The sequence below is a fragment of the Pseudoxanthomonas sp. CCNWLW251 genome, from assembly GCF_037402255.1.
Taxonomy (GTDB): Bacteria; Pseudomonadota; Gammaproteobacteria; order Xanthomonadales; family Xanthomonadaceae; genus Pseudoxanthomonas_A.
In genome coordinates this window covers 71,895-95,059 of record NZ_JBBEGA010000002.1, presented here as the reverse complement: position 1 = coordinate 95,059, position 23,165 = coordinate 71,895, and the positions used below count along the sequence as shown (strand labels likewise).

Below are 23,165 nucleotides of genomic sequence, written 5' to 3'. Positions count from 1 at the left end.
GGGAATGCTGCGGCGCCTTCACCCGCTTGGCCTTACTCTTGAGACTGGCCCGACACGTACGCCGCCATGTCCCGACACTTCTCGATGATCCGCGACTTCCAACTGGCCGACTGGTTCACGCTGGGCAATGCCTTCTGCGGCACCGGTGCGGTGTTCGCGTCGATGCGTTTCCTGCAGGAAGGCATCCTGCGCGACCTGATGATCGGGATGGCGCTGATCCCGCTGGCCTTCATCTTCGATGCCCTCGATGGACGCGTGGCCCGCTGGCGCAAGCAGGCCTCGGTGCTGGGGCGTGAACTGGACTCGCTGGCCGACGTGATCTCCTTCGGCGTGGCGCCGGCGGCGCTGGCCTATGCCTGCGGCATGCAGGGTGGCTGGGACTGGCTGGTGCTGTCGTACTTCGTCGCCTGCGGTGTCAGCCGGCTCGCGCGCTACAACGTCACCGCCGAGACGCTCGCCGATGGTGGCGACAAGGTGAAGTTCTTCGAGGGCACGCCCATTCCCACCAGCCTGGCGCTGGTCATCGTGCTGGCGGTCGCGGCATACCTGGGCCATGTGGGGCCCGACCTGTGGCTGGGTGCGCTGAAGCTCGGTCCGTGGCAGCTGCATCCGCTGGTGTTGCTGTACGCCATTTCCGGCACGCTGATGATCAGCAAGACGCTGCGGATCCCCAAGCCCTGATCGTGAGGTGAAGGTGCGTCATGCACGCGCCGCCTGCCGCGGCTAGAATCGGTCGGGAAGGGAGGGCACATGACGAATTCCGTTCCACCGTGGCCGGGCGACTTCGAGTCGGTGGCCCAGCAGTACTGGAGTCTCTGGGGTGATGCCCTGCGACAGGCCGGCGGTGCGCCGACCATGTCCATGCCGGGCGCCGTGCCGGGTTGGCAGCAGACCGTCGACTGGTGGTCGAAACTGGTGCCGGGTGGCCAGCCCCAGGTGGACGAAGCGGTCGGCCGCTTCCAGCGGCAGGCCAGCCAGTGGTTCGGCCAGATGCAGCAGGTGGCCGCGCAGTTCACCGGCCGCGACCACGACGCTACCGATATCGGCCGTGCCTGGCGCGAGGCGCTGGGCATGGCCACGCCCACGCCTGCCGGCAATCCGTTCGCGGACATCTTCCGCAGCATGCAGGGTGGCGCGCATGGCATGGATGGCTGGATGCAGCAGATGCAGCCCTGGCTGGAAGGCCTGCAGCGCGATGGCGACCGCTGGCTGCACCTGCCGACCTTCGGCCTGGCGCGCGAGCACCAGGAACGCTGGCAGCACCTGGCGCAGGCGCAGAAGGACTACCAGCAGCAACTGCGCGATTACGACCAGCTGATGCTGAAGGTGGCGCAGGATGCGTTCGTGCGCTTCGAGCGCAAGCTGGAGCAGCATGCCGAGCCCGGCCGCCAGTTGCAGAATGCACGCGCATTGTTCGACCTCTGGATCGATGCGGCCGAAGAGGCCTATGCGCAGGTCGCGATGTCCGATGATTTCCGCCACGTCTATGGTGGACTGGCGAATGCGCAGGCGCGCCTGCGACTGGGCGTGCAGCGCGAAGTCGAGCAGGTCTGCACGCTGTTCGGCATGCCGACGCGGACGGAAGTCGATTCCGCGCATCGCAAGATCGTCGAACTCGAGCGCGCGCTGCGCAAGCTGACGCGCGCGCAGGTCTCGCCCGCGCGCCGTGCCGAGGCACGGCATGTGCCTGCGCCGGTCGAAGCCCCCGTCACCGCGGAACCGGCCCCAGCGCCCGCGCCCGCAAAGCCGAAAGCCGCGAAGGCGCGCACGCTTCCCCGCCGCACGCCAGCGAAGGCCGCGCCGAAAAAACGCGTCGTCGCCAAGAAGACGGCGCCGAAGAAACGCGCACGCCGGGCCGTCGCTGCGGCGGCGCCGGCCCCCACCCGCAAGGAACCCGTACCCGCGGTGGCCAAGGCGGCCGCGCGGACGCCAGCCAGGACGAAGAAGGCGCCCGCCAGGAAAACACCGAGGACGGTCGCGGCGAAACCTGCCCCCCAAAAACCTGCCCCCACGGCGCGTGCGAAACCACCGTCGACCTCGGTCGTATCGATGAAGGACTGGGTGGCACGCAACGCCGCGCGGGACGCGACCGTCGACGCGCCCAAGACCGGCAGGAAGACCAAGCGGGGTAGCCGCAAGTGAACGGACCGCTCAACTTCACCGCCGAGGCCCTGGCCCACGAAGCCACCACACTGACGCAGAAGCTCTCCGCCGGCCTGCACACGCTGCCGGAGGTGGAGGATGTGCACTACGGGGCCACCCAGAAGCAGGAAGTCTGGCGCGATGGCAAAGTGGTCCTGTACCGCTTCATAGGCGAGAAGGCCCCCACCGCGAAGGTCCCGCTGCTGATCGTCTACGCGCTGGTCAACCGGCCGTACATGGTGGACCTGCAGCACGACCGCTCGCTGGTGAAGGGCCTGCTGGCGCAGGGTGAGGATGTCTACGTCATCGACTGGGGCTATCCGGACCGCTCGGACCGCTATCTCGAACTCGACGACTACATCAACCGCTTCATCGACGGTGCGGTGGACCACCTGCGCGACAGCAGCGGACGCGATGCCGTCAACGTGCTCGGCATCTGCCAGGGCGGGGCCTTCTCGCTGTGCTATGCCTCGCTGCACCCGGACAAGGTCAAGAACCTGATCACCATGGTCACGCCGGTGGACTTCCATACGCCGGACAACATGCTTTCGCACTGGACGCGCGAGCTGGACGTGGACCTGTTCGTGGATGCGCTGGGCAATGTGCCGGCGGACATGATGAATGCCTGCTACCTGATGCTGAAACCGTTCCGGCTGAACCTGCAGAAGTACGTCGGACTGGTCGACATCCTCGATGACAAGCGCGCCATCGAGGATTTCCTGCGGATGGAAAAATGGATCTTCGATTCGCCTGACCTGGCGGGTGAGGCCTTCCGCCAGTTCATCAAGCAGTTCTACCAGCGCAACGGCTTCATCAAGGGCGGCATCGAGATCGGTGGCGAGGCCGTGGACCTGGGCTTCGTCGACATGCCGGTGCTGAACATCTATGCCGAACAGGACCATCTGGTGCCACCGGATGCGTCGCGTGCCTTGAAGGACGTGGTGGGCACCGCCGACTACACCGAACTGAGCTTCAAGGGTGGCCACATCGGCATCTACGTGTCCAGTCGTGCACAACGCGAAGTGCCTTCGGCCATCCATCACTGGCTCGGCCAGCGCGCGCGTTGACCGCGCGCGCTGCGTTCTTCGCAGGAGCGACGCAAGTCGCGACCGCGCCCCGATGGATCCCGGGTGTCGCGATGATGAACGCGTCGCAACGCGCCCGGTGGGCGAACGATGGGATGCTGGGGCATCGGGCCGTGCGGTCGCAACTTACGTTGCTCCCACAAAAGAAAACGGCGTGCTCGCTTCACTTGTCTTGCGGTAGGGTAACCACATGCTGTCACGATTCACCGTCGCTGCCGTTCTGCTCGTCGTCGTCGGCCCGGCACTCTCTGCGCCTTCGGCGACCGCCAAGCGCGAGATCCAGGGATTGATGGATGCGCTGTCGGCCTCGTCCTGCGAATTCCAGCGCAATGGCGCGTGGCATGGGCGCGAGGAAGCGCGCAAGCACCTGCAGCGCAAGTACGACTACCTGCTGAAGCGTGACCTGGTCGATACCGCCGAGCAGTTCATCGAGCGCGCCGCCAGCAAGAGCAGCATGAGCGGGCGTGCCTACCAGGTGCGTTGTCCGGGACAACCGGCGCTACCGGCGGCGACGTGGTTCAGGCTGAAGCTGGACGCGCTGCGTGGTTCAGGCGGCCCCGGCCGCTGACGCGATAGACTGGCCGCGAACAACCGTGGGGAGTTGCCGGCGATGAACAACACCACTTCCAAGCCCTTCGCGCGCTCGCTGAACGATCGCATGATCGCGGGCGTCATGGGGGGCATTGCGCACCGTTATGGATGGAGCCCCACGCTGTTGCGGGTGATCTTCGTGATCGTGTCGATCGCGTCCGCGGCGTTTCCGGGCATGCTGGTCTACCTGATCCTCTGGCTGTTGATGCCCAACGAACAGGACTGAACCGTGGCCTCGACGATGCTCTGGGTCGCGCGCGCGCTCGGCATCGTCTGGGCCGTTCCCAACACGCTCATCGGGACCGTTGCCGGCGTTGTCGGCATGGCATTCGGGGCACGTGTCGAATGGAGTCGGCGTGATTTCGCGCTGGTGTTCCACCGCTGGCCGTGGGGCCCGGGGGGCGCCATCACCTTCGGCAACAGCATCCTGCACACCGGTGACACGCTGGAGGCGGAATGCATCACCTACGAACACCGCGCCGGCCGCATGCAGCATCCGCCCATCCGCCTGGGCGACCACGAGCGCGCGCACGTCTACCAGTACATGGTGCTGGGCCCGCTGTTCCTGCCGGTGTACCTGCTGTGCGGCGGCGTCAGCGTACGCAATCCCTTCGAGCGTGCCGCCGACCGCTACGCGCTGACCGGCGAGGGCTGGTGGCCTTCGCGTTCTCCCTAGGTCAGTGGGGCTTCGCGCGACCGGAACCGGACTTCTTGCCGCCACCGTCCTGCTTGTTCACGGTGGCCCATGCGATGCGTTCCGCATCTTCCTTTGAACGGCCGCGTTCGCGTTCGCTTTCCTCGATGTGTTCCGCCTGTCGTTTCTGCTTGCCGGTATAGGCGGATTTGTCGCCACGGGGCATGACGGTGCTCCTGTGTGGATGAATGGCCAGCGTGCGGCTTCCCGCGTAATCGCTGCATGACGGCCACGTCAACGGTGCGCAACATCGCTGCCCCGGGTCACCGTTCCAGGCGTTCGAAGGAAAACAAAGGCCATAGCGGATGCTTGCGGCGTTCGATCAGCGCGCGCAGCAGGCCGGCACCGAGCATGCTGTAGGTGATGCCGTTGCCACCGTAGGCCATGGCGAAGTGCACGCGCGGCCCCCATTGCTTGTGCGGGCCGAAGAAGGGCAGGCCGTCGGCGGTCTCGGCGAACGTGCCGGCCCATGAGAAAGCCGGCGTGACCTCCCACTCCGGGAACAGATGGTGCAGCCGCTTCAGCAGCGTCCGTGCCTTCTTCTCGACGCGCGCATCGCGTTTGGCCGGGATGTCCACGGCATCGTCCTCGCCGCCCAGCAGCAGGCGACCGTCAGCGGTGCTGCGCGCATACAGATAGGGGCGTGCGGTTTCCCACAGCAGCGTGTCCCGGAGGAAGCCGAGCTGCTCGTCGGGCAAGGGGTCGCTGATGACCGCATAGCTGCTGTGGTTGCGCGCCACGTTCTGCCGCAACCAGTGCTGGCTGGCATACCCGGCCGCGACCACGAGATGCGCGGCGCGTACGCTGAAACCCGTCACCGTGCGCAGCGTCACGCCGCGCGACGTCGCATGCAGGTCGGTCACGCGCGTGCGGTCGAATACCGCAGTGCCCTGGCGATGCAGGCGTTGCAGCAACCGGTGGGTCAGGCGGTACGGATCCACCTGCGCGGCCTGGGTGCTCAGCAATGCCGCTGCCGCCTCGAAGCCGTAGTCTTCCCGCACCCGGTCCGCCGACAGCAGTTCCACCTCCAGTCCGTGGCGCAGGCGCAGGGCATGCTCGTCTTCCATCGGCCGCACGTCGCGACGCCGGCTGGCGTAGTAGAGGCTCTTGTTGCGCGCGAAGCCGACATCGCGCCACGGCGCGGCGACCTCGCGCAGCTGGTCGATGGCCTTGGCGCAGGCAAGGTAGGCGAGGGCGGCATCGTCCTCGCCATAGCGCTTGGCCAGGTCGACCATGTGGGTGTCGATTTCGTATTGCAGCAGCGCCGTGCTGGCGGCCGTGCTGCCCCAGCCGATGTCCCGCTGCTCGAGCACCGCGACATCGAAACCATGCTGCGCCAGTTCATCCGCAATCAGCGCACCGGTGATGCCGCCACCCAGCACGGCGACATCGCAGCGATGGTCGGACGCCAGCGGCGGGAACGCCTGCATCAGGCCATTGCTGACTGCCCAGAAGGGGTACCCGCTCTTGAGATCCATGCCTGTCCCGCGCCGTGACGACGACGCCATGCTGGCAGGCAAGGCGGGACGGAACGGTGAAGGCGTGGTGTTCCGTCAGCGCGGCAATGCGCCCTGCAGGAACAGCTCCACCGACGCGAGCGCCTGGGCTTCCAGCGTGTCGACATCCGGCAATTGCGGGCTGCCGGCCGCCAGCCGGAATATCTGGTCGCCGAACAGGCTCATGTAGAACTGCGCCGCCGCCGCCTTGGGCGACGCCAGTTGCATGCGTCCGGCGGCCACCTGCTGTTCGAAATAGTCCGCAAGCGTGGCGCGGATGGACGCCACCGCGTGGTCCAGGAACCAGTCGCGCAGGGCGGGGAAGGATTGTCCCTCGCCGATCACGATGCGGTAGACCACCTGCGAATCGGTACGCGCCATCACCTGCGCCATGCGGATCGCCACCCGGCGCAGCGCCTGTTCGGGGGGCAGCTCGGTCAGGTTAAGGTCGCTGAGCAGGTGGATATGCATGTCCAGCCGGCGCTCGAGGATCGCGCTGGCCAAGCCTTCCTTGTCGCCGAAGATCCGGTACAGGGTGGCCAGCGAGCCACCGGCGCGGGCGACGATCTCGCTCAGTCGCGCATGCTGGTAACCCTTCTCGGCAAAGACCTCGGTGGCGGCGTCGAGGAACTTCTCCGCACGGATCTCGCCACGCCGGCACAGGTCCACCTGTGGGCGGGGACGCAACGGCGAAGCCGTCGAGGATGCATCGTTGAAAACGTTTTCCAGATATTCGGAAGAAATGCTCATGGGAACTCCCTGCGCACGTCCGGTTGCGACGATCTTCGCAGCCTAGCAAAAAGGTCATGCGACTGTTGCAACCGCGTGACATCGGCATGGCATCCCGGCACCCGTCGGCGGGCGCGACGCCTCGCGCGCTTGACCTGGACGGGGTGCCGGGGCCGACGGGTCGACAGACGGGAGGGAAGATGCGGCCGATATCGGGATGGGTGCTGGGCTGCCTGTGGGGCATTTGCGTGACCACGGAGCCGGCGCGGGCGCAGACCTGGGTGATCGAGCAGGCGACCGAGGTGGCTTAGCCCGACGGCCGCATCGCGCCGGGCGTGGATGCGGACCTGGTGCTGCCGGGGCACGACCCCGCGACCGATGTGCTGGCGCTGGCCTACGTGGTGCGGGTGATGCGCGCGGGTGAGATCCAGTACGAAGCCGCCGAGTAGCCGCGCTCGGCTCAGAGGTAGCGCGTGATCGCCGGTGCCTGCTGCCAGTTGTCGTGCGCCCCGTCCACGTAGGTGATCGGCGCGGCGTCCAGTTCCTCGGGTGTGGCGTCTTCCAGGCACCCCAGGTTGACGCCGTAGATCCGCTGCCCGTCCGGCACGTTGTTGCCGATCCCGAACGGCCGCACGCCGCAGGTGCGGCAGAAATGGTGCGAGTTGCGCAACGCATTGAACCGGTACTCGACCAGCTCGCTTTCGCCCGCCAGCAGGCGGAAGGCGTCCGGCATCACGATGGCCGGCCAGAACCGGTTGCGCCGGCACACCGAGCAGTTGCAGCGATAAGTGGGCCGGGTCAGGTCAATGTCCGCCTCGAAGCGGACCGCGCCGCAATGGCAGCTTCCCCGATAGGTCTTCAGCATGCGGCCTCCCGTGCCGATATCGTTCCGGGGGCTGACGGGGTCGCCCCGCCGTGCCTGGCCGATGGGCGGGAGCATACCGGACCCCTCCACTCCCGGAGCCGTGCATGCTGCAAACCGTCGACGTTGCCGAGCTGCGGCCCGGCATGTACGTGCAGAAGCTGCTCGGCCCGTGGATGCAGCACCCGTTCTGGCGCACCTCGTTCGTCCTGGACGAGGCACGCTTGGCGCAACTGCAGGACAGCGGCGTGGAGCAGGTGGTGGTCGACCTGTCGCGCAGTCAGGGAGACGGAGAGGACGGAGGCGAAGAAGAGGCCGTTCCCGGGACCGTCGACGCCCCACCCGTCGCCGAACCTGCGGAAGCGCGGCGCCGCCCCGTCGTGCACGACAGCACCGTCAGTCTGGCCTCGGAGCTGGCCCGCGCACGCCGCATCTGCGACGAAGGGCGCGAGGCCGTGGAGGCCATGTTCCGTGAAGTGCGGCTGGGCAACGGCGTGGATGCCGGCCGCGTGCTGCCGCTGCTGGACGAGATCACCGGTTCCGTTGATCGCCACCCCACGGCGCTGGTCAGCGTGGCGCGGCTGAAGGACGCGGACAGCTACACCTACCTGCACTCGGTCGCCGTCGGCGCGCTGATGGCCATGCTGGCGCGGCAGCTGCAGTTGCCGGAGGAGCAGGTGCGCGATGCGGCGCTGGGCGGGCTGCTGCACGACATGGGCAAGGCCATGCTGCCGCAGGACGTGCTGAACAAGCCCGGCAAGCTGACCGACGAAGAGTTCGACATCGTCCGCCAGCACCCCGTGCACGGCGAACGCCTGCTGCGCGAGGGCGGCGTAAGCCAGGAAGCGGTGCTGCATATCGCCCGCCACCATCACGAAAAGATCAACGGCGGCGGCTATCCGCAACGCCTGTCCGGCGCGGAGCTGCCGCTGCTGACCCGCATGAGCGCCATCTGCGACGTCTACGACGCCATCACCTCCGACCGCCCGTACAAGGCCGGCTGGGACCCGGCCGAATCGCTGCGCCGCATGGCCAGCTGGCAGGGGCATTTCGACGAGATGCTGATGAAGGCGTTCGTGCGCAGCATCGGCATCTACCCGATCGGCGCCCTGGTGCGGTTGTCCAGCGATCGGCTGGCGGTGGTGGTGGAACAGAACCCGGCCACGCTGCTGGCGCCGCGCGTGCGGGTGTTCTATTCCGCCAAGTCGCGCACGCACCTGCTGAGGGTCGACGTGGACCTGGCCACGGCCGGTGAGCGCGAGCGCATCGTGGGCGTGGAGTCGCCCGCCAAGTGGGGTTTCCGCGACCTGGAGAAACTCTGGCTGCCCTGATCGCCTGTCGTTGTCGATCCCGGCCGCGCCCGTTCGTCGCAAGGTCAGTGTCCAATGCCCCGGGAGGCAGACCATGCGATTCCTTTCGATGATCCGGATCGACGAAACCACCGGCCAGCAGCCCAGCGAGCGGCTGATGACCGACATGATGGCGCTGATCGGCGAGATGTCCGCCGCCGGTATCCTGCTTGACACCGCAGGCCTGCTGCCCACCGCGCAAGGTGCCCGCGTCCGCTCGCGCTTCGGCGACATCCGGATCACCGACGGCCCGTTCACCGAGGCGAAGGAGGTCATCGGCGGCTATGCCATCCTGCGTGCCGATTCGCTCGACGACGCCATCGCCCACACCCGCCGTTTCCTCGACGTGCATGGCGATGAATGGGACATCGAGTGCGAAGTGCGCCCCATCGAGGAACCGCCCGCCGACGCCCTCATCGCCGGCTGACCGGAGGAGAAGCCCCATGCAGACCTACACCGGCAGTTGCCATTGCGGCGCCGTGCGCTTCGAGTGCGAGCTCGACCTCGCCGCCGGCACGCGTCGCTGCAACTGCAGCTTCTGCCTGAAGACGCGCATGTGGAAGGTGTTCGCCCTCGGCGAGGGCTTCCGCCTGCTCCACGGCGCCGACGCCCTGTCGGATTACCAGGCCCACACTTCCGAATGGCCCGCCGGCCATGTGCACCACTACTTCTGCCGCCATTGCGGCGTGCGCGGTTTCAGCAGGGGATACCTGGAGATGGCGCCCTTCAACGGCTGGTTCCACGCGGTCAACGTCGCCACCCTGGACGGAATGGACGATGCACGGTTCGCTGCCATCCCCGTGCAGTACGAGGATGGGCGCCACGACGACTGGGACCATCCGCCGGCATCGCCGTCGTACCTGTAAGTGCCGGCCCGCCGTGGACTTCCGGCACGTGTCCCGCGCGCAGACTCCCCCCATGATCGCCTTCCATCGATGACGCGACCGAAGGCGAACGCCATGTCACTGCTGTCCCTCGTCCTGGCTGCCGCCAGTGCTTCCGCCCCGGCCGCGCCTGCAGCCGATCCCGCCACGCTCGCCGCCATCGAGGCGACCTGCTTCGACTACGTCGACGGCCAACTGGAAGGCGATCCGGCGCGCGTGGCGCGCGCGCTGCATCCGGACCTGGCCAAGCGCGCCGTGATCGGCGATACGCCGGACGAGCGCCTCGGCCTGCGCCGCATGTCGAAGGAAGAACTGGTCAGCCTGACCCGGCAGGGCGTGCTGAAAACGCCGAAGGATGCGTGGAACCGCACCTGCCGCGTGCTCGACATCACCGCCGAGACGGCCGCCGTGCGCCTGGAGACCCCGTGGTTCGTGGACCACTTCCACATGGGCCGGTTCGATGGACGCTGGATCATCGTCAATGCGCTGTGGCATTCGAAGCCGCGCTGATGACGGGCGTGCGCGGTGATGCGTTGGAGGGACAGAGATCGTGCCGCACGGCATGGTGGCAGACGTCGTCGCATCCGGCGCCCAGGTGCGAAGAGATTCCCACCCGGTAGTGTTCCTGCGTGAGCCGTTCGACCATCAGGTGGATCCGCATGGGCGTACCCCGCGTGTAGACCAGGAGGACACGGTCATCCGGGGCCGCGATCCCGTGCAGGTACATCGATCGGCTCCGCGCGAACGCGTCAACCTGATCGAAGAGGGCAGGGAGGTCGCGTGCTTCAAGCGTGCAGACCTGCACATGGCCCAACTCGAAGATGTCCGGCTTGTCGCCATTCGCATCAGGGTGGTACTCGATGTAGGCGGAGTCTCGACCACATCCCATGCATGCCATCATCGCAATGGCCATCAGCACGCGCGCCATGCCGGTGGCCGGGATCATGGTGCGCCGATGGGCGAGCGCACGGCCTTTCTGAAGAGTGCGGACGACAGTAGCCAGTTGGCCGTGCAGAGGCCGGTAACCGCCAGCAGGGACACTGCGGACTCATGCGCCTGCGTTAGTAATGCGATGGCGCCCGCCGCCATCTGCGCCAGGGCCATGGCCGCCAACAGGCGCGCCATCCTTCGTGGCTGCAGGCGGACCAGGAGAGCGCCCACGCCCCCCATCACCAGCACTCCCATGAACAGCAGGTTCGCCGGGTCCTCCGGTTCACCCACGATGCCCACGGCCAGGTTCACCCACACCAGCAGGAACGCTGCACCGATCGCGATCACGCTCGCGGCCAGGTAGGCCGGCACGCGCGCGACCCGCGCCATGGCTTCGAAGGCGAGGCAGGCGGTCAGCAGCATGGCGCCGAACAGTGCGAAATCGAATGCCGTCCACACGACGTCGGCGGTGAACTGCATCGCCACCCAGGGCAGCAGCAACAGTGCAGCGGCACCACCCCACGCCAGGGATCGCAGCAGGCGGATCCAGTGTGTCGCGTCAGGCAGGGTGTCGCTTGTCATCGTCATGTCTCCCGGACCCTGTCGAGGTCGCGGGGACATGCTGGGCCCGGGTGATGGGCAGCTGGCGGAGGCTGTGTGAAGCCAGTGCGAAGTCGACATTCAGATCATCGAAACGCCGGCGCAAGAGGTGTCGTCTTCTGATCCGCGGGATCAGGGAGTCTCGGGCAGCACATCGCCATCGGGTGCCTCCCGCTGGTCCCAATGCGTCTTGACCTGGAGGATTCGTGGCATGCATGCCAGGAACGCGTCGACCATCTGCGGCTCGAAGTGACTGCCGCTGTCCTCGGTGATCTTGGAGATCACGACGTCGAGCGGCCAGGGGTCCTTGTAAGGGCGTCGTGTGGCGAGGGCATCGAAGACATCCGCGACAGCGACGATGCGTGCGGACTCGGGGATCTGGCTGCCGGACAGGCCGCGCGGATAACCCGATCCGTCCCAACGTTCGTGGTGGTTCAGTGCGACCTCCGCCGCGAGTTGGAACAGCGGGGCCTTGCTGCGACTCAGGATCTCGAAGCCAATCTCGGTGTGTCGCTTCATGGTGTTCCACTCACGCGGGCTCAGCTTCCCCGGCTTCTTCAGGATCTCATCGGGTATCCCGATCTTGCCGGTATCGTGCATCGGGGCGGCCTGTTCAAGCAGTCGGGCACGCTCGGGGTCCCAGCCTACCGTCTCGGCCAACACGCGGGCGTAAGCCGCCATTCGCCAGATATGCACGCCGGTATCGGAATCGTTGTAGTGGCCTGCGATGCCGAGCATCTGTATCGCATCCTGGTAACTCCTGTTCAATGCCGAGGTGCGCACCAGCGAGAGATGCGTGTTGACGCGTGCGCGCAGAATGAAAGGCGACACAGGTTTGGTGATGTAGTCCACGCCGCCGGAGGCGAAGCCGGTGCGTTCATCCACTTCCCGATCGAGCGCAGTGACGAAGATGATCGGGATGTGCTCGGTGCTGCTGTGCGCCTTCAATGCCCACGCGACTTCGTACCCATCCATGCCAGGCATCTCGACGTCCAGCAGGATAAGGCTGGGCGAGTGCTTTTCCGCTGCACGCAGGGCCTGCAGGCCATCACGGGCGAGCACGAGGCGATGGTCCTCGCCCAGGATCTGCCGGAAAAGCGCCAGATTGTTCGGCTCGTCGTCGACGCACAGGATAGGTCCGGTGGGCATGCATCATTCCTCTGGCATGTTCGGCGGGATGTCGCCGCGCTGCCAGGCCTCCAGCAGTACGCGGGCATGCTGTTCCGCCGCACGATAGTCGAACTCTTCGACAAGCAGCGTCAGCCGTTCGCGCTCGAGCGGTGGCAGGCGGACGGAGAGGCAGGCGAGCGATGCTTCGATGGCTTGGGGATCATCGCCGTCGAGGTTGCGGAGAAGGTCGTGCAACGAGGCCACCGGGTCCACATCCGGCCCGGCCGGCGCCATGTCCCCGGCGTTCCCGCCGTGAGAGACGTATTGCGCGACATCTTCCAGCGTCTCCTTCAAGGTCAGTCGCAGGCTCGGCAGCAGGTCAGCTACGCCGCTGCCCTGGCGCAACTGCTCCTCGATCTGCGCGCTGATCGCCACCAGGCCGGGCAGGGCGAGCGACGCCGCCGCACCCCGCATGCGGTGGATGTCCGAGCATGCCTGCATCGTGTCGTGCCGCTCCAGGCTTGCCTGCAGCGCATCTGCCGCTCCTCCGTAGCGGCGGGAAAACTGCAGGAGATATCGCTTGTACGGCGTCTCGTCGCGCCAGTAAGCCAGGCCTTTCTCTACATCCAGAAGTTGCGGATCCAGTCCCTCGGGCGCAGACCCGACAAGCGTCGTCGGGCCTACGGTCACCTCGCCATCAGGTTGCATGCCGTACCGCCCCGGCGTGCAGCGCACGATGGTTGCGATCAGGTCATCGACCTCGAAAGGCTTGGCGACGAAGGCGGTCATGCCGGCGTCGAGCGCGGCGTCCTGCTGTGGCTTGAAGGCGCCGGCAGTCAAGGCGATCACGGGCAGTCCGGCCAGCGCGGACGAGGCGCGAATGCGCCTGGTCGCCTCGTATCCGTCCATCTCCGGCATCTGCACATCCATCAGCACCGCGTCGAAGCGATCGGCGTCGGCATGCAGTCTCGCCAGCGCTTCGCGACCATCGGAAGCCTGCTCCACCAGCGCACCTTCGCCTTCGAGGATACGGTGGGCCACTTCCAGGTTGATTTCGCTATCGTCGACCACCAGCAGCCGGTAGCCTGCCAAGCGCCGACTGCCCGGCACAGGCGCGCGCAGGACGGCCAGTCCCGGATCACGGCGTGCCAGCACCTCGTTGATCACGTTGTAGAGCACCGAGGCTGTGACGGGCTTGGTGAGCACGGCGTCCACGGATGCGCGATGCGCCTCGTGATCCACCAGCTTCCTCTCGAATGCAGTGACCATGATGATGATGGGCTGGCGCGAAGTCCTCAGCCGGCGTCGAATGTCGGCCGCAGCCGTCAGTCCGTCGACGCCGGGCATCTGCCAGTCCATCAGCACCACGTCGTAGTCGACCGCATCCGGGTGAGCGATCATGGCCAGCGCACGCTCGCCCGAGTCCGCCGCTTCCGCCGTCCATCCGAAGCCCTTGATGATCAGGCCCAGGTTGTCGCGCGCCACCTCGTGGTCGTCGACGACCAGCACGTGATAGGCGTTCCTTGGCGCCGTATCGGTGCCGGGCACGTCGGTGATGGGGAAGACGACCTCGAAATGGAACCGGCTGCCTTCATCCTGCTCGCTGTCGACGACCAGCGTGCCGCCCATCAGCTGGACGAGTCGATGGCAGATGCTCAGGCCCAGGCCCGTACCGCCGTACTTGCGGGTGGTCGAGGAATCGACCTGCGAGAACGGAGAGAAGATCATCTTCCGTTTCACTGCGGGGATGCCGATGCCAGTGTCGACGACCGTGAAGTGCAGGCGCGCGACACCGCTGTCCTCGTGCGCCAGCCGATGTACCGTCAGGGCGACTTCCCCACGCTCGGTGAACTTGATCGCATTGCTTACCAGGTTCACCAGTACCTGGCCCAGGCGCAGGGCATCGCCCCGGAGATAGCGTGCGCCCTCGGGCGCGGGCGACACCAGCATTTCCACGGCCTTGATGTCGACCGCCGACGCCATCAGGGCGGCGACGTTGTCGAGCACTTCCGCCAGATCGAACGGCGCTTCCTCCAGCTCTATGCGCCCGGCCTCGATTTTCGAGAAATCCAGGACATCATTGATGATGCTGAGCAGCGAGCGCGCGGCAACGTTGATCTTGCGGGCCATGTCCATGGCCATCGCAGGAAGTTCCACCTTGTCCAGTAGATAGAGCATGCCCAGGATCGCATTCATGGGGGTGCGTATCTCGTGGCTCATGTTGGCCAGGAAGTCGCTCTTGGACCGATTGGCCTGCTCGGCTGCGCTTATCGCTTGGTGGAGCTCGGAATCCCGCCGTTTCTGCTCGGTCAGATCTGACGCCATGATCAGGAATCCCGACGCCTCGCCTTGCTCGTCGCGCAGGGCGCTGACATTCAACGCGACCGGCAGGTGCGTGCCATCGCTCCTCACATAGGTCCACTCCGCGATATCGCTGCCGCTACGTGTCGCGATGGAGGCGATCTGCGCGAACGAGGCGGGGACATGCCGGTCCAGCAGCGCCGACAAGGCCAGCGAGCGCGACCATAGTTCGGCATCGTCATGCAATCCATCGATGCCGGCGCCGCCAGTCATATCGGCGGCGGCGTGGCCCAGCATCCGTTCGGCCGCGGGGTTGAACAGCGTGATCCTTCCCTCCAGGTCGATGGCGATGATCGCGTACCCGGCATGTTCGAGAATCGCACCGAGTCGAGACGAATACGTACGTATCTGCGCCGTACGCTCGAGCACCTGCTGCTCCAGCGTGGCATTGAGGCGCATGATGCTCTCTTCCTGCCGCTTGCGTTCGGTGATGTCGATGATAAATGCGAGTGCGTAACGCCCATCCGCCATGTTGATCGGGTTCAATCCGATCTCGACCGGTACCCGCGTGCCATCGCGGCGCAACCCGTACAGATCGCGGCCGGCGCCCATGGGCCGGGCCTCCGGCAGGTTGAAATAGCGTTCGATGTAACCGGCATGGTGCTGCTTCACGTCGTTCGGCAACAGGCGGTCCATCGGCTGTCCAAGCAGCGCTTCCCGCGGATAACCGAACAGTTCCTCCGCCTTGGCGTTGGCCAGCTGGACCATTCCTGCGTGGTCGACCATCAGGATCGCGCTGGGCGAGGCTTCCACCACGCGGCGGAACTGCTCCTCCGCACGGACGTGACGCGTGATGTCGTGGAGGAACAGCGACAACCCGTGGGTGTCGCCGCTGGTATCCCGTACTTTCGACACGCTGACCACCGTGTCCAGCACGCTCCCGTCCTTGTGGCGCACGCGACACGGGGCACTGGACGCCTCCGCGGTCAGCGCGGGAATCGCGGGGCGCGCCTGGTCATCCACCAGCAACGCCTGCAAGGGTTGGCCGAGCGCTTCGGATTCCGCATATCCCAGCATGCGTTCCGCCGCCGCATTCCAGAGGGTGATGCGGCCATCCGCACCGCACGCGATGATCCCGTCCGTTGACCCGGAGACGAGCGCCGACAGCTTGGCATGGTCGAGGAAGGCGGTGCGGCGGCGCTCCCGTGACTGGGACGCCATGTACCACAGCGCAACGGTCAACAGGCCAAAGAAGGCGGTCACCGCGCCTGCCAGCCATGGTGGCGCGAACGCCATGCTGGCCGGATAGCCCGGTCGTGCCCGCACCTGCAGGCGCCACTCGCGCCCATGGACATCCAGTCGGCGCTCGGCCGCAAGCGGGGAGTCCGCGAGCGCATCGAAGCCGTGCGTCGAAAGAAACGGCGGTGACTGGCCGCTTTCGCCCGGATCCGATATCGAGAGGGCGTACGGCTGCGCCTCGCTTCCAAGCTCCCCCAGTACCGTATCGATCGTCAAAGGGGCATAGGCCCAGCCTCGCGTGGCTTCCCAGCGCTCATCGTCGCTGGCGGGGTGCGCGTCTTCACGGTATACCGGCAACAACAGCAGGAATCCCTGCCGGACCAGGCCTTCCTGCTGGACAAGGGTGATCGGTGGCGTGAGCGTGGCCTTTCCGGTCCGCGCCGCAAGAATGGCCGACTGCCTGCGCATGCTTTCGGACGCAATGTCGAAGCCGATCGCCGCGCGATTGGAAGCAGACGGCTCGATGTACAGAATGATGAACCGGTCATCCTGATGCGGCACGAGCGCGTGTATGTCGAAGCCGGGCATACCGTCTTCGCGGGCCAGCTGTACGAATTCCGCCTCGTCACCGGGCGCGACGCGCTGGATGTAGCCAAAGCCGCGGACCCCGGGAAACTCGCGCGCGTAATCCCGCGAACGACTGTAGGCGAGGAAGCGTGCACGGCTGAGCTGCGGGCCGGCAGCGATCACCGCACCGCGTGCACCTCGCAGGCCATGCTCATAGGCGCCCATCCGCTCCAACAATGTGCCTGACACTTGGTCTGCCACTTGTCGGAAACGGTGCGACTGGCGTTCGGTGTTCGCACGCTGACAGACCCACGCCGCCAGCAGGGCGAGGCCCATGACGGCAAGCAGCAGTCCACAGAGGACCCAGCGGCGAACGATCGGCCGCATGAGCGCGGGGCGACTTCCACTTCCTTCTGGCATGTACCCACCTCATGTCCCCTGACATGGGCGGACCCGCGGATGCTGTACGGGCCCGGACAAGCACGACCCGGGCACTCTAGGGCAGTGTGACTTGAGTCACAAGCACCCGGTCGGGGGGGGGAGGGGGCGACCGCGCAGCGTGGGCTTCAGTGCGACACGTCAGTCGCACGGTGCGCATAGCTGAGCACCCGGGTGACCTGCCATTGGCCGTCGCGTTCGCGCCAGACCATCACGAAGTCGGCTTCGCCTTCGCAGGTGCCGGACGACAGCGCGCAGAACCGGTGCGTGCCTTGTGCGATCGCGCCGAAGCCCTTGATCGGGAATACCTCCAGCGTGCCCGGCACTCGTTCGCGCCGATAGTGGCCGCATACGTTGTCGCGGGTCCGGCCGATCATGTCCTCGCGCGTCCAGGTGACGCCGCCGTTGTCGTGGTAGAACTCCACCGCCTCGTCGAAGTAGCCGGCGTGCTTCACCAGTTGCGCGGGGTCGGCGCAGGTATTGAAGGTATCGAACACCGCCGTATCCAGTGCATCGATCACCTGGGTGAGCTGTTCGGGCGTGCGCTCGGCCGCAGCGGCGGATTCCACCGCGCCGAACAGCAGCACGGTGCCCATCGAGCCGGACAGCGCGGCCTTCGCCATGCGTGACCGAACGATGCTCATGCCGACACCAACGGTGCGCGCGGACGTCCGCCCAGCAGCCGCGCCGGCAGCATCAGCACGGCGTGCAGGAACGAGAACAGGGCGGAGAAGGTGATGCCCACCAGACGGAACGGCAGCGACAGCAGCCACACCAGCGGCCACGCCACCAGCGCCAGCAGGGCGAGCGGCCAGCACAGCACGAACAGCAGGCACCAGGCGAGCAGGGCGATGAGGGTCTTCATGGAGAGGCTCCTTCTGTCGGCGCGCCACCAACGGGCGGCATGCGGACAGCGTGCCGGGGCAGGGTGCGGCGGACAATGCGCGCGCGACGAAAGCACGGCACGGGCGACCAAGTCCGGCGTACGTTGGACGAAAGCCTGCGTGCAGGCGCGCCTCCGCGACCCGGTGTTCAGTCCGCAGCGTTGATCGTCTGCAGCAGCTGGGTGACCCGGTAGGGCTTGGGCAGGTAGCGCACGCGGTCCGGCAGCGGCGGCAGTTCCGCGCGCGGATGGCCCGAGGCAAGGATCACGCGGGCATCGGGATGCAGGGCAGCGGCTTCCCGGGCCACATCGATGCCGGAGATGTGGCCCGGCATGGCCACGTCCGAGATCACGACATCGAAGTGCGTCCCGTCATGCAGGCATGCCATGGCCTTCTGGCCATCGATGGCCGTCACGACCTCGAACCCGGCGATCTCGAACGCATCCGAGAGGATGTCGAGCAGGTCGGCTTCGTCGTCGATCAGCAGCAGGCGTCTGGCGTCGGTCATTCGGAATCTCGTGGGACGGGAAGGCAAAGGGAAACGGTGGTGCCCTCGCCGGAAGCGCTTTTCAGTTCCGCGAATCCGCCGGACTGGCGCGCGAACCCGAACACCTGGCTCAGGCCCAGCCCGCTGCCCTTGCCCACCTCCTTCGTGGTGTAGAAAGGCTCGAACACGCGTGCCTGGTCTTCCACCGGAATGCCTTCGCCGTTGTCGCTGACCTGGATGCAGATGAAGCGACTGGGTGGCGCATCCGCAGCGTGCGGGAGCGCGCAGTCTCGCAGCGTCGCCGTGATCGCGATGTGACCTCCGGCGGGCATCGCATCGCGGCTGTTGGACACCAGGTTGAGCAGGGCGGCTTCCAGTTGTTCGCGGTCGACATCGATCCCGGGCAGGTCGTCATCGAAGCGGGCATGCAGGGTCACGCCGTCGTGGCATGCGCGCCGCAACGTATCCATCGCATCGTGGATGACGGTGGCCACCGAATGCCGTTCCGATACCAGCACGCGTCCGGTGCCGAAGGTCAGCAACTGCCGGGTGAGCAGCGCGCCACGCTCCGCCGCCCGCATCGCGCCCTGCAGATGCTTCTTCGCCTTGGGTTGCATCGTGTAGTGATCCACGAGTTCCAGGCTGTTGATGATGATGTTGAGCAGGTTGTTGAAGTCATGCGCCAGACCTAGCGTCAGCTTGCCGATGGCTTCAAGCTTGTGCGACTGCAGGAGGGCGTCGCGGGATTGCTCCAGCCGTTCCTGGTGTTCGAGGCGGTCGGTGATGTCGCGCGTGACCTTCGCGTAGCCGACCAGCACGTCGTCCTGCCAGATGGGGTCGATCACCACGCTGGCATGGAACGCGGAGCCATCCTTGCGCACGCGCCAGCCCTCCGCGGTGAAGCGTCCTTCCGCCCGTGCGATGCGAAGTCCCCGCGCGGGTGCGCCACTGGCGATGTCATCCGGGGTGTAGAAGCGCGAGAAGTGGGTGCCGATGACTTCCTCCCGGGTGTAGCCCTTGATGCGCTCGCCACCGGTATTCCAGCTGCGCACATACCCTTCGGTGTCCAGCATGTAGATGGCGAAGTCGACGACGCCATCGATCAGGCGCTTGAGTTGCCTTTCTTCGATGTCCGGAAGCTGGTCAGCGGTCCCGCTGTCCGGCATGGGATCCATATGCGCGGAGTCGCGATAGGAATCGGGAGCATCGCGCTGATCGGTTCGGGCGGCGGATTTCGACGTGTCGGGCATGGCCGGCGAGCACTGGCGTCAGGACGCGGGGGGCAGTTCCGCGACCGCACGGAGCAGGGCGGTCTGGCGTTCCAGCATCCAGCGTGCGGCCCAGCCCGAACCGGCATCCAGCGAGCGTACCGCGACCTGCTCCTGCGAAATGCCCTTGCCGGAGATCAGGATCCTGGCCATCCATCCCTGTCGTTCGGGGCCGATCTCGACGATGGGTTGGCCGTGGCAGACGAGGGTTCGTCGTTGATCCTCCACTCGCCACGAGAAGCCATCCGGCAAAGGTGCTGATATGCGCGTGGACACGGTGATTTCCCCTCAGGTGTGCGTCACCCTCGCATGAATGGCGTTCCTGACGCGTGACGACGCACACCGCAGAGCACGCAGCACCGCACAGGAACGCGGGCTTCACCTGAGCCCCGCGCGCCTGAACGCGCGCTCCCGCTCACGTCGGCGGCGTGTAGTCCGCCAGCACTTCGCCATCCACCGAGACCAGCCGGTCCAGGCGGATGCGTTCGCCGGTGTCGAGTTCGGCGTATTCGCTGCCCCCGTTCGCATACAGCGCGATGATCCGTGCATTGCGTTGCTGCTGCGCGCCGTCTTCATCCACGAACCGGATCGAGGCCGTGCTGCGCCGGGTCGCCGTGGCTTCCAGTACGTCGTGGAATTCGCAGTTGATCGGTGCGTAGGGCGTGGCGGGCCGGGTCATGGCGTGGCGCCTGGGCAGGTGGGCGCGCAGGGCGCGGGGTGGAGTATCGTGCGCCCGGAAACGCCGGAAAGGGAACCGCCAGCCATGGAATACGACACGTGAGCACGCCGGTACAAGGCCGCACGGGCCAGGACCCCGATCTGCTGCGCCGCCTGTTGCGCGCGAAGGACCGGATGGATGCCGCCTCGCACGAGACGTGGCCGGTGCAACGCCTCGCGCGCGTGAGCCATGTGTCCGAAGCGCACTTCGCGCGCTCGTTCAAGGAAGCCTTCGGCATTCCACCGCACCGCTACCTGCTGACGCGCCGCATCGAGCGCGCCAAGGCGCTGCTGCGCGATACCGATACGCCCATCCTCGACATCGCCCTGCAGACCGGCTGGAACAGCCTGGGCACGTTCGGCCGCACCTTCCGCGACATCACCGGCGAAAGCCCGGGTGAATTGCGAGCACGCGAACAGGCCAGCCGTCACGCGCTGGAATACGTTCCGCACTGCTATATCAGCGCTGCCTACCGGCCCGGCCTCACCACCGCAGTTTCGGAGAAGCGGCGGCAGAAGGGCGGTGATACAAAAGCGCCCTCAACCAGGCAGGAGGTTCCATGAGTCAGGGTATCGGGGTGGTCGGTCTGTATGTCCGCGATCAGGATGAAGCACTGGCGTTCTATGTCGGCAAGGTCGGGTTCCGCGTGCATACCGACGTACGCAACGGCGACTACCGCTGGCTGACCGTGCAGCATCCCGACCAGCCATCCGTGCAGCTCGGTCTGTTCAAGGCGCAGCCGCCAGTGCTGGACGACGCCACCGCGCAGGCGGTCAACGCCATCGTCGCCAAGGGCGCCATGCCGCCGCTGGTGCTCAACGTGGACGACTGCCACGCCGAGTACGAGCGCATGCGCGCCAACGGCGTGGAGTTCACCCAGTCGCCGGAAGCGCGCTATGGCAATGTCGATGCCAACTTCCGCGACCCCTCGGGGAACGGTTGGAAGATGATCGAGTCCCGGCGCGCGGCGCACTGAGCGTCCACGCCATCGTGTCGCTTGCACAGGAGATCGCAATGAACGGGAACGCCTGGATTCGTCAGTTCCATCGTTGGCTGTCCATCACCTTCACCCTGGCCGTCATCGCCAACCTGCTGGTCATGGGGCAGGAAAAGATCGCACTGTATGTCGGCCTGTTCACGTTGCTGCCGTTGGCGTTGCTGCTGCTCACGGGCCTGTATCTGTTCGCGCTGCCGTATCTCGGCAAGCGCCGCAGCGGTGCACGCAGCGGGTAGATCGACGTGCGACCGGTTCCATCACCTCGCCCAGCAGAGGACGCCCGATGAAGTATCTGATTTCCTTTCCCAGTGCTGCGATGGTCGTATCCGGCGACGAACTTGAAGCGGCCGGCCGCGATTCGCGCGCGGTGATCGAGCAGGCGAAAGTTGCGGGGGTGTACGTCTTCGGCGGAGGCATCGACGAGAGCGTGGCGCCGGTGCTCGTGTCGGGCGATGGCGCTTTCGCCGAAGGCGGATACCCGTGGGCGCCGCCGCTCAACGGCGGCTTCACCGTACTCGAACTGCCATCCCGCGAGGAGGCCATCGCCTGGGCGGCGCGCATCGCGAAGGCGTGCCGATGCGAGCAGGAGCTGCGGGTGTTCATGTTCGATCCGGCGTCGTGAGGCGTTGGGCGCGCGGTCAGCGGGACAGGTTGGGCTGAGCTTGCGAAGCCCAACATCGGAGCGTCGGACGATGCGCGATGTTGGGCTTCACTTCGTTCAGCACAGGCTATGGCGGGTGTTTTCCGCTAGCTGCGCACTATGCGGAGGCAGTCGCCCTCAGTCCTCGATGGCTTCCACGCCCTGTCGATCCAGTTCCGCCAGGCGATCGCGCATGGTGGTGAGTTGCTCGGGGGTGTGGCCGATCCAGCCCTTCACTTCGGCGACCACACGCAGCGGATCGCGTGTGCGATACGACCGGGTGGGATTGCCCGGGAAGCGCTGGTTGGTGAGGTTGGGATCGTCCTCGAACGGGCCGGTCGGGTCGACGATGTAGATGTGCCCGCGGCCTTCGCCGGCCGCGAGCTCTGCGCCCCATGTGGCCGCTTTCAGCATCGCGGTCAAGTAGACGTACCTGGCGATGCGGCGCTTTCCGAAGTTTGAAGTGCAGCCCGCGACGATCAGGTCGCCGGGAGCCAGTTTCGCCTTGGTGCCGTGGTAATAGATCTCGGTATCGCGCATGGGAGTGGTGTTCCGGTGGCCTGCCGTATCGACAGGCCGGCGATACTGCAGCCCGCGACAGGCCTTGCCGCAAGCCCCCGGGCGTTATATAAATTGAGGGTGGGAGGCGCAGCGCGTCTCCCTTTTTTGTGCGCTTTGCGATGGCGCGAATGGCTGGCAGGATGGGGACGGGAATGTCGTGTCGCCTGGGAGTCGGTCAGTCATGAAGCAGCTGTCCCGCGTCGTGGTTTCGTGTGTGTTGCTGTGCGGCCTGACCGCCTGCGGTTGTGTGGACGAATACGTCGACACGCTGCCATCTCCCGACGGTACGCTGAAGGCCGAGCTGCGCCATTGCGGCTGCAGCCTGACCACCTACCGGCGCACGCAGGTGACGGTGCTGGAGTCTTCGCGCAAGGCCGAGTGCATGGCCTCCACCGGCGTTGCCGGGTTCGATGCCCCCTTCGACCACGCACCGCTGAAGCTGCGTTGGCGGTCCAACGACACGTTGCATGCGAGCTACCCGGACTATCCCGACTTTCCGCAGACGCAGTACAGCGCGGGTGACCCGGCGAGGCCCAAGGTGACGCTGGTGTTCCAGGGCGAGCCTTAGAGGGCGCTTGGCTGATGACTGACAC

General features: G+C 66.4%; 30 protein-coding genes. 15 read left to right on the top strand and 15 right to left on the bottom strand.

Annotated features, from left to right (window positions below; genetic code table 11):
- Positions 1-66: 66 nt before the first annotated feature.
- From WBN46_RS07375 to WBN46_RS07350, 6 genes are all read left to right on the top strand, one after another.
- The gene (locus WBN46_RS07375; RefSeq protein WP_192201389.1) at positions 67-681 is read left to right on the top strand and encodes a CDP-alcohol phosphatidyltransferase family protein; all 615 of its coding nucleotides are present in this window, start codon (positions 67-69) and stop codon (positions 679-681) included.
- Between the two features lie 69 nt (positions 682-750).
- Complete coding sequence (gene phaE, locus WBN46_RS07370) at positions 751-2,142, top strand: class III poly(R)-hydroxyalkanoic acid synthase subunit PhaE (protein WP_337730986.1); 1,392 nt, start codon at positions 751-753, stop codon at positions 2,140-2,142.
- Positions 2,139-3,209: a class III poly(R)-hydroxyalkanoic acid synthase subunit PhaC gene (locus tag WBN46_RS07365; RefSeq protein WP_337730985.1), complete on the top strand. Its 1,071-nt coding sequence runs from the start codon at positions 2,139-2,141 to the stop codon at positions 3,207-3,209. The genes phaE and WBN46_RS07365 overlap by 4 nt, the downstream gene beginning before the upstream one ends.
- A gap of 208 nt (positions 3,210-3,417) precedes the next feature.
- Positions 3,418-3,795 (top strand): DUF5329 domain-containing protein, encoded by a 378-nt coding sequence (locus WBN46_RS07360; RefSeq protein WP_337730984.1) that lies wholly within the window; start codon positions 3,418-3,420, stop codon positions 3,793-3,795.
- 42 nt (positions 3,796-3,837) lie between these two features.
- Complete coding sequence (locus tag WBN46_RS07355; protein WP_192201385.1) at positions 3,838-4,044, top strand: PspC domain-containing protein; 207 nt, start codon at positions 3,838-3,840, stop codon at positions 4,042-4,044.
- A gap of 15 nt (positions 4,045-4,059) precedes the next feature.
- The gene (locus WBN46_RS07350; protein ID WP_337731888.1) at positions 4,060-4,494 is read left to right on the top strand and encodes a hypothetical protein; all 435 of its coding nucleotides are present in this window, start codon (positions 4,060-4,062) and stop codon (positions 4,492-4,494) included.
- Between the two features lies 1 nt (position 4,495).
- Here the strand turns inward: WBN46_RS07350 and WBN46_RS07345 are convergent, their stop codons facing one another.
- The 4 genes from WBN46_RS07345 to WBN46_RS07330 form a co-directional block, all read right to left on the bottom strand.
- The gene (locus WBN46_RS07345; protein WP_337731936.1) at positions 4,496-4,678 is read right to left on the bottom strand and encodes a hypothetical protein; all 183 of its coding nucleotides are present in this window, start codon (positions 4,676-4,678) and stop codon (positions 4,496-4,498) included.
- A gap of 97 nt (positions 4,679-4,775) precedes the next feature.
- Positions 4,776-5,990, bottom strand: coding sequence for an FAD-dependent oxidoreductase (locus WBN46_RS07340; RefSeq protein ID WP_337730983.1), 1,215 nt, complete (start codon positions 5,988-5,990; stop codon positions 4,776-4,778).
- 75 nt (positions 5,991-6,065) lie between these two features.
- Positions 6,066-6,758, bottom strand: a complete 693-nt coding sequence (locus WBN46_RS07335) for a TetR/AcrR family transcriptional regulator (protein ID WP_298122995.1) — start codon at positions 6,756-6,758, stop codon at positions 6,066-6,068.
- Positions 6,759-7,197: 439 nt separating this feature from the next.
- Positions 7,198-7,602 carry a GFA family protein gene (locus WBN46_RS07330; protein ID WP_337730982.1) on the bottom strand — a complete coding sequence of 135 codons (405 nt, stop codon included), beginning with the start codon at positions 7,600-7,602 and terminating at the stop codon, positions 7,198-7,200.
- A 104-nt stretch (positions 7,603-7,706) separates the two neighbouring features.
- On the opposite strand from WBN46_RS07330, the gene WBN46_RS07325 reads away from it, so the two are divergent.
- The 4 genes from WBN46_RS07325 to WBN46_RS07310 all read left to right on the top strand — a co-directional run bounded on the left by WBN46_RS07325 (position 7,707) and on the right by WBN46_RS07310 (position 10,342).
- Positions 7,707-8,930: an HD-GYP domain-containing protein gene (locus WBN46_RS07325; protein ID WP_337730981.1), complete on the top strand. Its 1,224-nt coding sequence runs from the start codon at positions 7,707-7,709 to the stop codon at positions 8,928-8,930.
- Positions 8,931-9,003: 73 nt separating this feature from the next.
- Positions 9,004-9,375, top strand: a complete 372-nt coding sequence (locus WBN46_RS07320; protein WP_337730980.1) for a YciI family protein — start codon at positions 9,004-9,006, stop codon at positions 9,373-9,375.
- A gap of 16 nt (positions 9,376-9,391) precedes the next feature.
- Entirely contained in the window at positions 9,392-9,814 is a 423-nt protein-coding gene (locus tag WBN46_RS07315) for a GFA family protein (protein ID WP_337730979.1), read from the top strand.
- Between the two features lie 93 nt (positions 9,815-9,907).
- Positions 9,908-10,342, top strand: a complete 435-nt coding sequence (locus tag WBN46_RS07310; RefSeq protein ID WP_337730978.1) for a nuclear transport factor 2 family protein — start codon at positions 9,908-9,910, stop codon at positions 10,340-10,342.
- Here the strand turns inward: WBN46_RS07310 and WBN46_RS07305 are convergent.
- From WBN46_RS07305 to WBN46_RS07260, 10 genes are all read right to left on the bottom strand, one after another.
- Positions 10,311-10,778 carry a hypothetical protein gene (locus tag WBN46_RS07305; RefSeq protein WP_337730977.1) on the bottom strand — a complete coding sequence of 156 codons (468 nt, stop codon included), beginning with the start codon at positions 10,776-10,778 and terminating at the stop codon, positions 10,311-10,313. The genes WBN46_RS07310 and WBN46_RS07305 overlap by 32 nt on opposite strands.
- Entirely contained in the window at positions 10,775-11,344 is a 570-nt protein-coding gene (locus WBN46_RS07300; protein WP_337730976.1) for a hypothetical protein, read from the bottom strand. The genes WBN46_RS07305 and WBN46_RS07300 overlap by 4 nt, the downstream gene beginning before the upstream one ends.
- A gap of 150 nt (positions 11,345-11,494) precedes the next feature.
- Positions 11,495-12,511: an HD domain-containing phosphohydrolase gene (locus WBN46_RS07295; protein WP_337730975.1), complete on the bottom strand. Its 1,017-nt coding sequence runs from the start codon at positions 12,509-12,511 to the stop codon at positions 11,495-11,497.
- A gap of 3 nt (positions 12,512-12,514) precedes the next feature.
- A complete protein-coding gene (locus WBN46_RS07290; RefSeq protein ID WP_337730974.1) occupies positions 12,515-16,966 on the bottom strand; it encodes a PAS domain S-box protein in 4,452 nt (1,483 codons plus the stop codon).
- Positions 16,967-17,145: 179 nt separating this feature from the next.
- Positions 17,146-17,661 (bottom strand): nuclear transport factor 2 family protein, encoded by a 516-nt coding sequence (locus tag WBN46_RS07285; RefSeq protein ID WP_337730973.1) that lies wholly within the window; start codon positions 17,659-17,661, stop codon positions 17,146-17,148.
- Entirely contained in the window at positions 17,658-17,882 is a 225-nt protein-coding gene (locus WBN46_RS07280) for a hypothetical protein (RefSeq protein WP_277726553.1), read from the bottom strand. The genes WBN46_RS07285 and WBN46_RS07280 overlap by 4 nt, the downstream gene beginning before the upstream one ends.
- A gap of 167 nt (positions 17,883-18,049) precedes the next feature.
- The gene (locus tag WBN46_RS07275) at positions 18,050-18,409 is read right to left on the bottom strand and encodes a response regulator (RefSeq protein WP_192201371.1); all 360 of its coding nucleotides are present in this window, start codon (positions 18,407-18,409) and stop codon (positions 18,050-18,052) included.
- The gene (locus WBN46_RS07270) at positions 18,406-19,554 is read right to left on the bottom strand and encodes an ATP-binding protein (RefSeq protein WP_337731887.1); all 1,149 of its coding nucleotides are present in this window, start codon (positions 19,552-19,554) and stop codon (positions 18,406-18,408) included. The genes WBN46_RS07275 and WBN46_RS07270 overlap by 4 nt, the downstream gene beginning before the upstream one ends.
- Before the next feature lie 102 nt (positions 19,555-19,656).
- A complete protein-coding gene (locus tag WBN46_RS07265) occupies positions 19,657-19,809 on the bottom strand; it encodes a hypothetical protein (protein ID WP_337730972.1) in 153 nt (50 codons plus the stop codon).
- 262 nt (positions 19,810-20,071) lie between these two features.
- Positions 20,072-20,335: a hypothetical protein gene (locus tag WBN46_RS07260; RefSeq protein ID WP_337730971.1), complete on the bottom strand. Its 264-nt coding sequence runs from the start codon at positions 20,333-20,335 to the stop codon at positions 20,072-20,074.
- 173 nt (positions 20,336-20,508) lie between these two features.
- Between WBN46_RS07260 and WBN46_RS07255 the strand changes: the two genes are divergently transcribed.
- From WBN46_RS07255 to WBN46_RS07240, 4 genes are read left to right on the top strand one after another with little or no spacing between them, the layout of a single operon-like run.
- Positions 20,509-20,937 (top strand): helix-turn-helix transcriptional regulator, encoded by a 429-nt coding sequence (locus WBN46_RS07255; RefSeq protein WP_337731886.1) that lies wholly within the window; start codon positions 20,509-20,511, stop codon positions 20,935-20,937.
- Positions 20,934-21,350, top strand: a complete 417-nt coding sequence (locus WBN46_RS07250; RefSeq protein ID WP_337730970.1) for a VOC family protein — start codon at positions 20,934-20,936, stop codon at positions 21,348-21,350. The genes WBN46_RS07255 and WBN46_RS07250 overlap by 4 nt, the downstream gene beginning before the upstream one ends.
- Before the next feature lie 38 nt (positions 21,351-21,388).
- Entirely contained in the window at positions 21,389-21,607 is a 219-nt protein-coding gene (locus tag WBN46_RS07245; protein ID WP_192201365.1) for a hypothetical protein, read from the top strand.
- Between the two features lie 47 nt (positions 21,608-21,654).
- Positions 21,655-21,993 (top strand): transcription initiation protein, encoded by a 339-nt coding sequence (locus WBN46_RS07240; RefSeq protein ID WP_337730969.1) that lies wholly within the window; start codon positions 21,655-21,657, stop codon positions 21,991-21,993.
- A gap of 156 nt (positions 21,994-22,149) precedes the next feature.
- On the opposite strand, the gene arr is transcribed toward WBN46_RS07240, so the two are convergent.
- Complete coding sequence (arr, locus tag WBN46_RS07235; RefSeq protein ID WP_337730968.1) at positions 22,150-22,551, bottom strand: NAD(+)--rifampin ADP-ribosyltransferase; 402 nt, start codon at positions 22,549-22,551, stop codon at positions 22,150-22,152.
- A 202-nt stretch (positions 22,552-22,753) separates the two neighbouring features.
- On the opposite strand from arr, the gene WBN46_RS07230 reads away from it, so the two are divergent.
- Entirely contained in the window at positions 22,754-23,140 is a 387-nt protein-coding gene (locus WBN46_RS07230) for a hypothetical protein (protein WP_337730967.1), read from the top strand.
- Positions 23,141-23,165 lie beyond the last annotated feature (25 nt).

Coding starts and splice junctions, on each gene's coding strand:
- WBN46_RS07375 (WP_192201389.1), top strand. CDS start 67: ATGTCCCGACACTTCTCGATGATCCGCGACTTCCAACTGGCCGACTGG.
- phaE (WP_337730986.1), top strand. CDS start 751: ATGACGAATTCCGTTCCACCGTGGCCGGGCGACTTCGAGTCGGTGGCC.
- WBN46_RS07360 (WP_337730984.1), top strand. CDS start 3,418: ATGCTGTCACGATTCACCGTCGCTGCCGTTCTGCTCGTCGTCGTCGGC.
- WBN46_RS07355 (WP_192201385.1), top strand. CDS start 3,838: ATGAACAACACCACTTCCAAGCCCTTCGCGCGCTCGCTGAACGATCGC.
- WBN46_RS07350 (WP_337731888.1), top strand. CDS start 4,060: ATGCTCTGGGTCGCGCGCGCGCTCGGCATCGTCTGGGCCGTTCCCAAC.
- WBN46_RS07345 (WP_337731936.1), bottom strand. CDS start 4,678: ATGCCCCGTGGCGACAAATCCGCCTATACCGGCAAGCAGAAACGACAG.
- WBN46_RS07340 (WP_337730983.1), bottom strand. CDS start 5,990: ATGGATCTCAAGAGCGGGTACCCCTTCTGGGCAGTCAGCAATGGCCTG.
- WBN46_RS07335 (WP_298122995.1), bottom strand. CDS start 6,758: ATGAGCATTTCTTCCGAATATCTGGAAAACGTTTTCAACGATGCATCC.
- WBN46_RS07330 (WP_337730982.1), bottom strand. CDS start 7,602: ATGCTGAAGACCTATCGGGGAAGCTGCCATTGCGGCGCGGTCCGCTTC.
- WBN46_RS07325 (WP_337730981.1), top strand. CDS start 7,707: ATGCTGCAAACCGTCGACGTTGCCGAGCTGCGGCCCGGCATGTACGTG.
- WBN46_RS07320 (WP_337730980.1), top strand. CDS start 9,004: ATGCGATTCCTTTCGATGATCCGGATCGACGAAACCACCGGCCAGCAG.
- WBN46_RS07315 (WP_337730979.1), top strand. CDS start 9,392: ATGCAGACCTACACCGGCAGTTGCCATTGCGGCGCCGTGCGCTTCGAG.
- WBN46_RS07310 (WP_337730978.1), top strand. CDS start 9,908: ATGTCACTGCTGTCCCTCGTCCTGGCTGCCGCCAGTGCTTCCGCCCCG.
- WBN46_RS07305 (WP_337730977.1), bottom strand. CDS start 10,778: ATGATCCCGGCCACCGGCATGGCGCGCGTGCTGATGGCCATTGCGATG.
- WBN46_RS07300 (WP_337730976.1), bottom strand. CDS start 11,344: ATGACAAGCGACACCCTGCCTGACGCGACACACTGGATCCGCCTGCTG.
- WBN46_RS07295 (WP_337730975.1), bottom strand. CDS start 12,511: ATGCCCACCGGACCTATCCTGTGCGTCGACGACGAGCCGAACAATCTG.
- WBN46_RS07290 (WP_337730974.1), bottom strand. CDS start 16,966: ATGCGGCCGATCGTTCGCCGCTGGGTCCTCTGTGGACTGCTGCTTGCC.
- WBN46_RS07285 (WP_337730973.1), bottom strand. CDS start 17,661: ATGAGCATCGTTCGGTCACGCATGGCGAAGGCCGCGCTGTCCGGCTCG.
- WBN46_RS07280 (WP_277726553.1), bottom strand. CDS start 17,882: ATGAAGACCCTCATCGCCCTGCTCGCCTGGTGCCTGCTGTTCGTGCTG.
- WBN46_RS07275 (WP_192201371.1), bottom strand. CDS start 18,409: ATGACCGACGCCAGACGCCTGCTGCTGATCGACGACGAAGCCGACCTG.
- WBN46_RS07270 (WP_337731887.1), bottom strand. CDS start 19,554: ATGCCGGACAGCGGGACCGCTGACCAGCTTCCGGACATCGAAGAAAGG.
- WBN46_RS07265 (WP_337730972.1), bottom strand. CDS start 19,809: ATGGCCAGGATCCTGATCTCCGGCAAGGGCATTTCGCAGGAGCAGGTC.
- WBN46_RS07260 (WP_337730971.1), bottom strand. CDS start 20,335: ATGACCCGGCCCGCCACGCCCTACGCACCGATCAACTGCGAATTCCAC.
- WBN46_RS07255 (WP_337731886.1), top strand. CDS start 20,509: ATGGATGCCGCCTCGCACGAGACGTGGCCGGTGCAACGCCTCGCGCGC.
- WBN46_RS07250 (WP_337730970.1), top strand. CDS start 20,934: ATGAGTCAGGGTATCGGGGTGGTCGGTCTGTATGTCCGCGATCAGGAT.
- WBN46_RS07245 (WP_192201365.1), top strand. CDS start 21,389: ATGAACGGGAACGCCTGGATTCGTCAGTTCCATCGTTGGCTGTCCATC.
- WBN46_RS07240 (WP_337730969.1), top strand. CDS start 21,655: ATGAAGTATCTGATTTCCTTTCCCAGTGCTGCGATGGTCGTATCCGGC.
- arr (WP_337730968.1), bottom strand. CDS start 22,551: ATGCGCGATACCGAGATCTATTACCACGGCACCAAGGCGAAACTGGCT.
- WBN46_RS07230 (WP_337730967.1), top strand. CDS start 22,754: ATGAAGCAGCTGTCCCGCGTCGTGGTTTCGTGTGTGTTGCTGTGCGGC.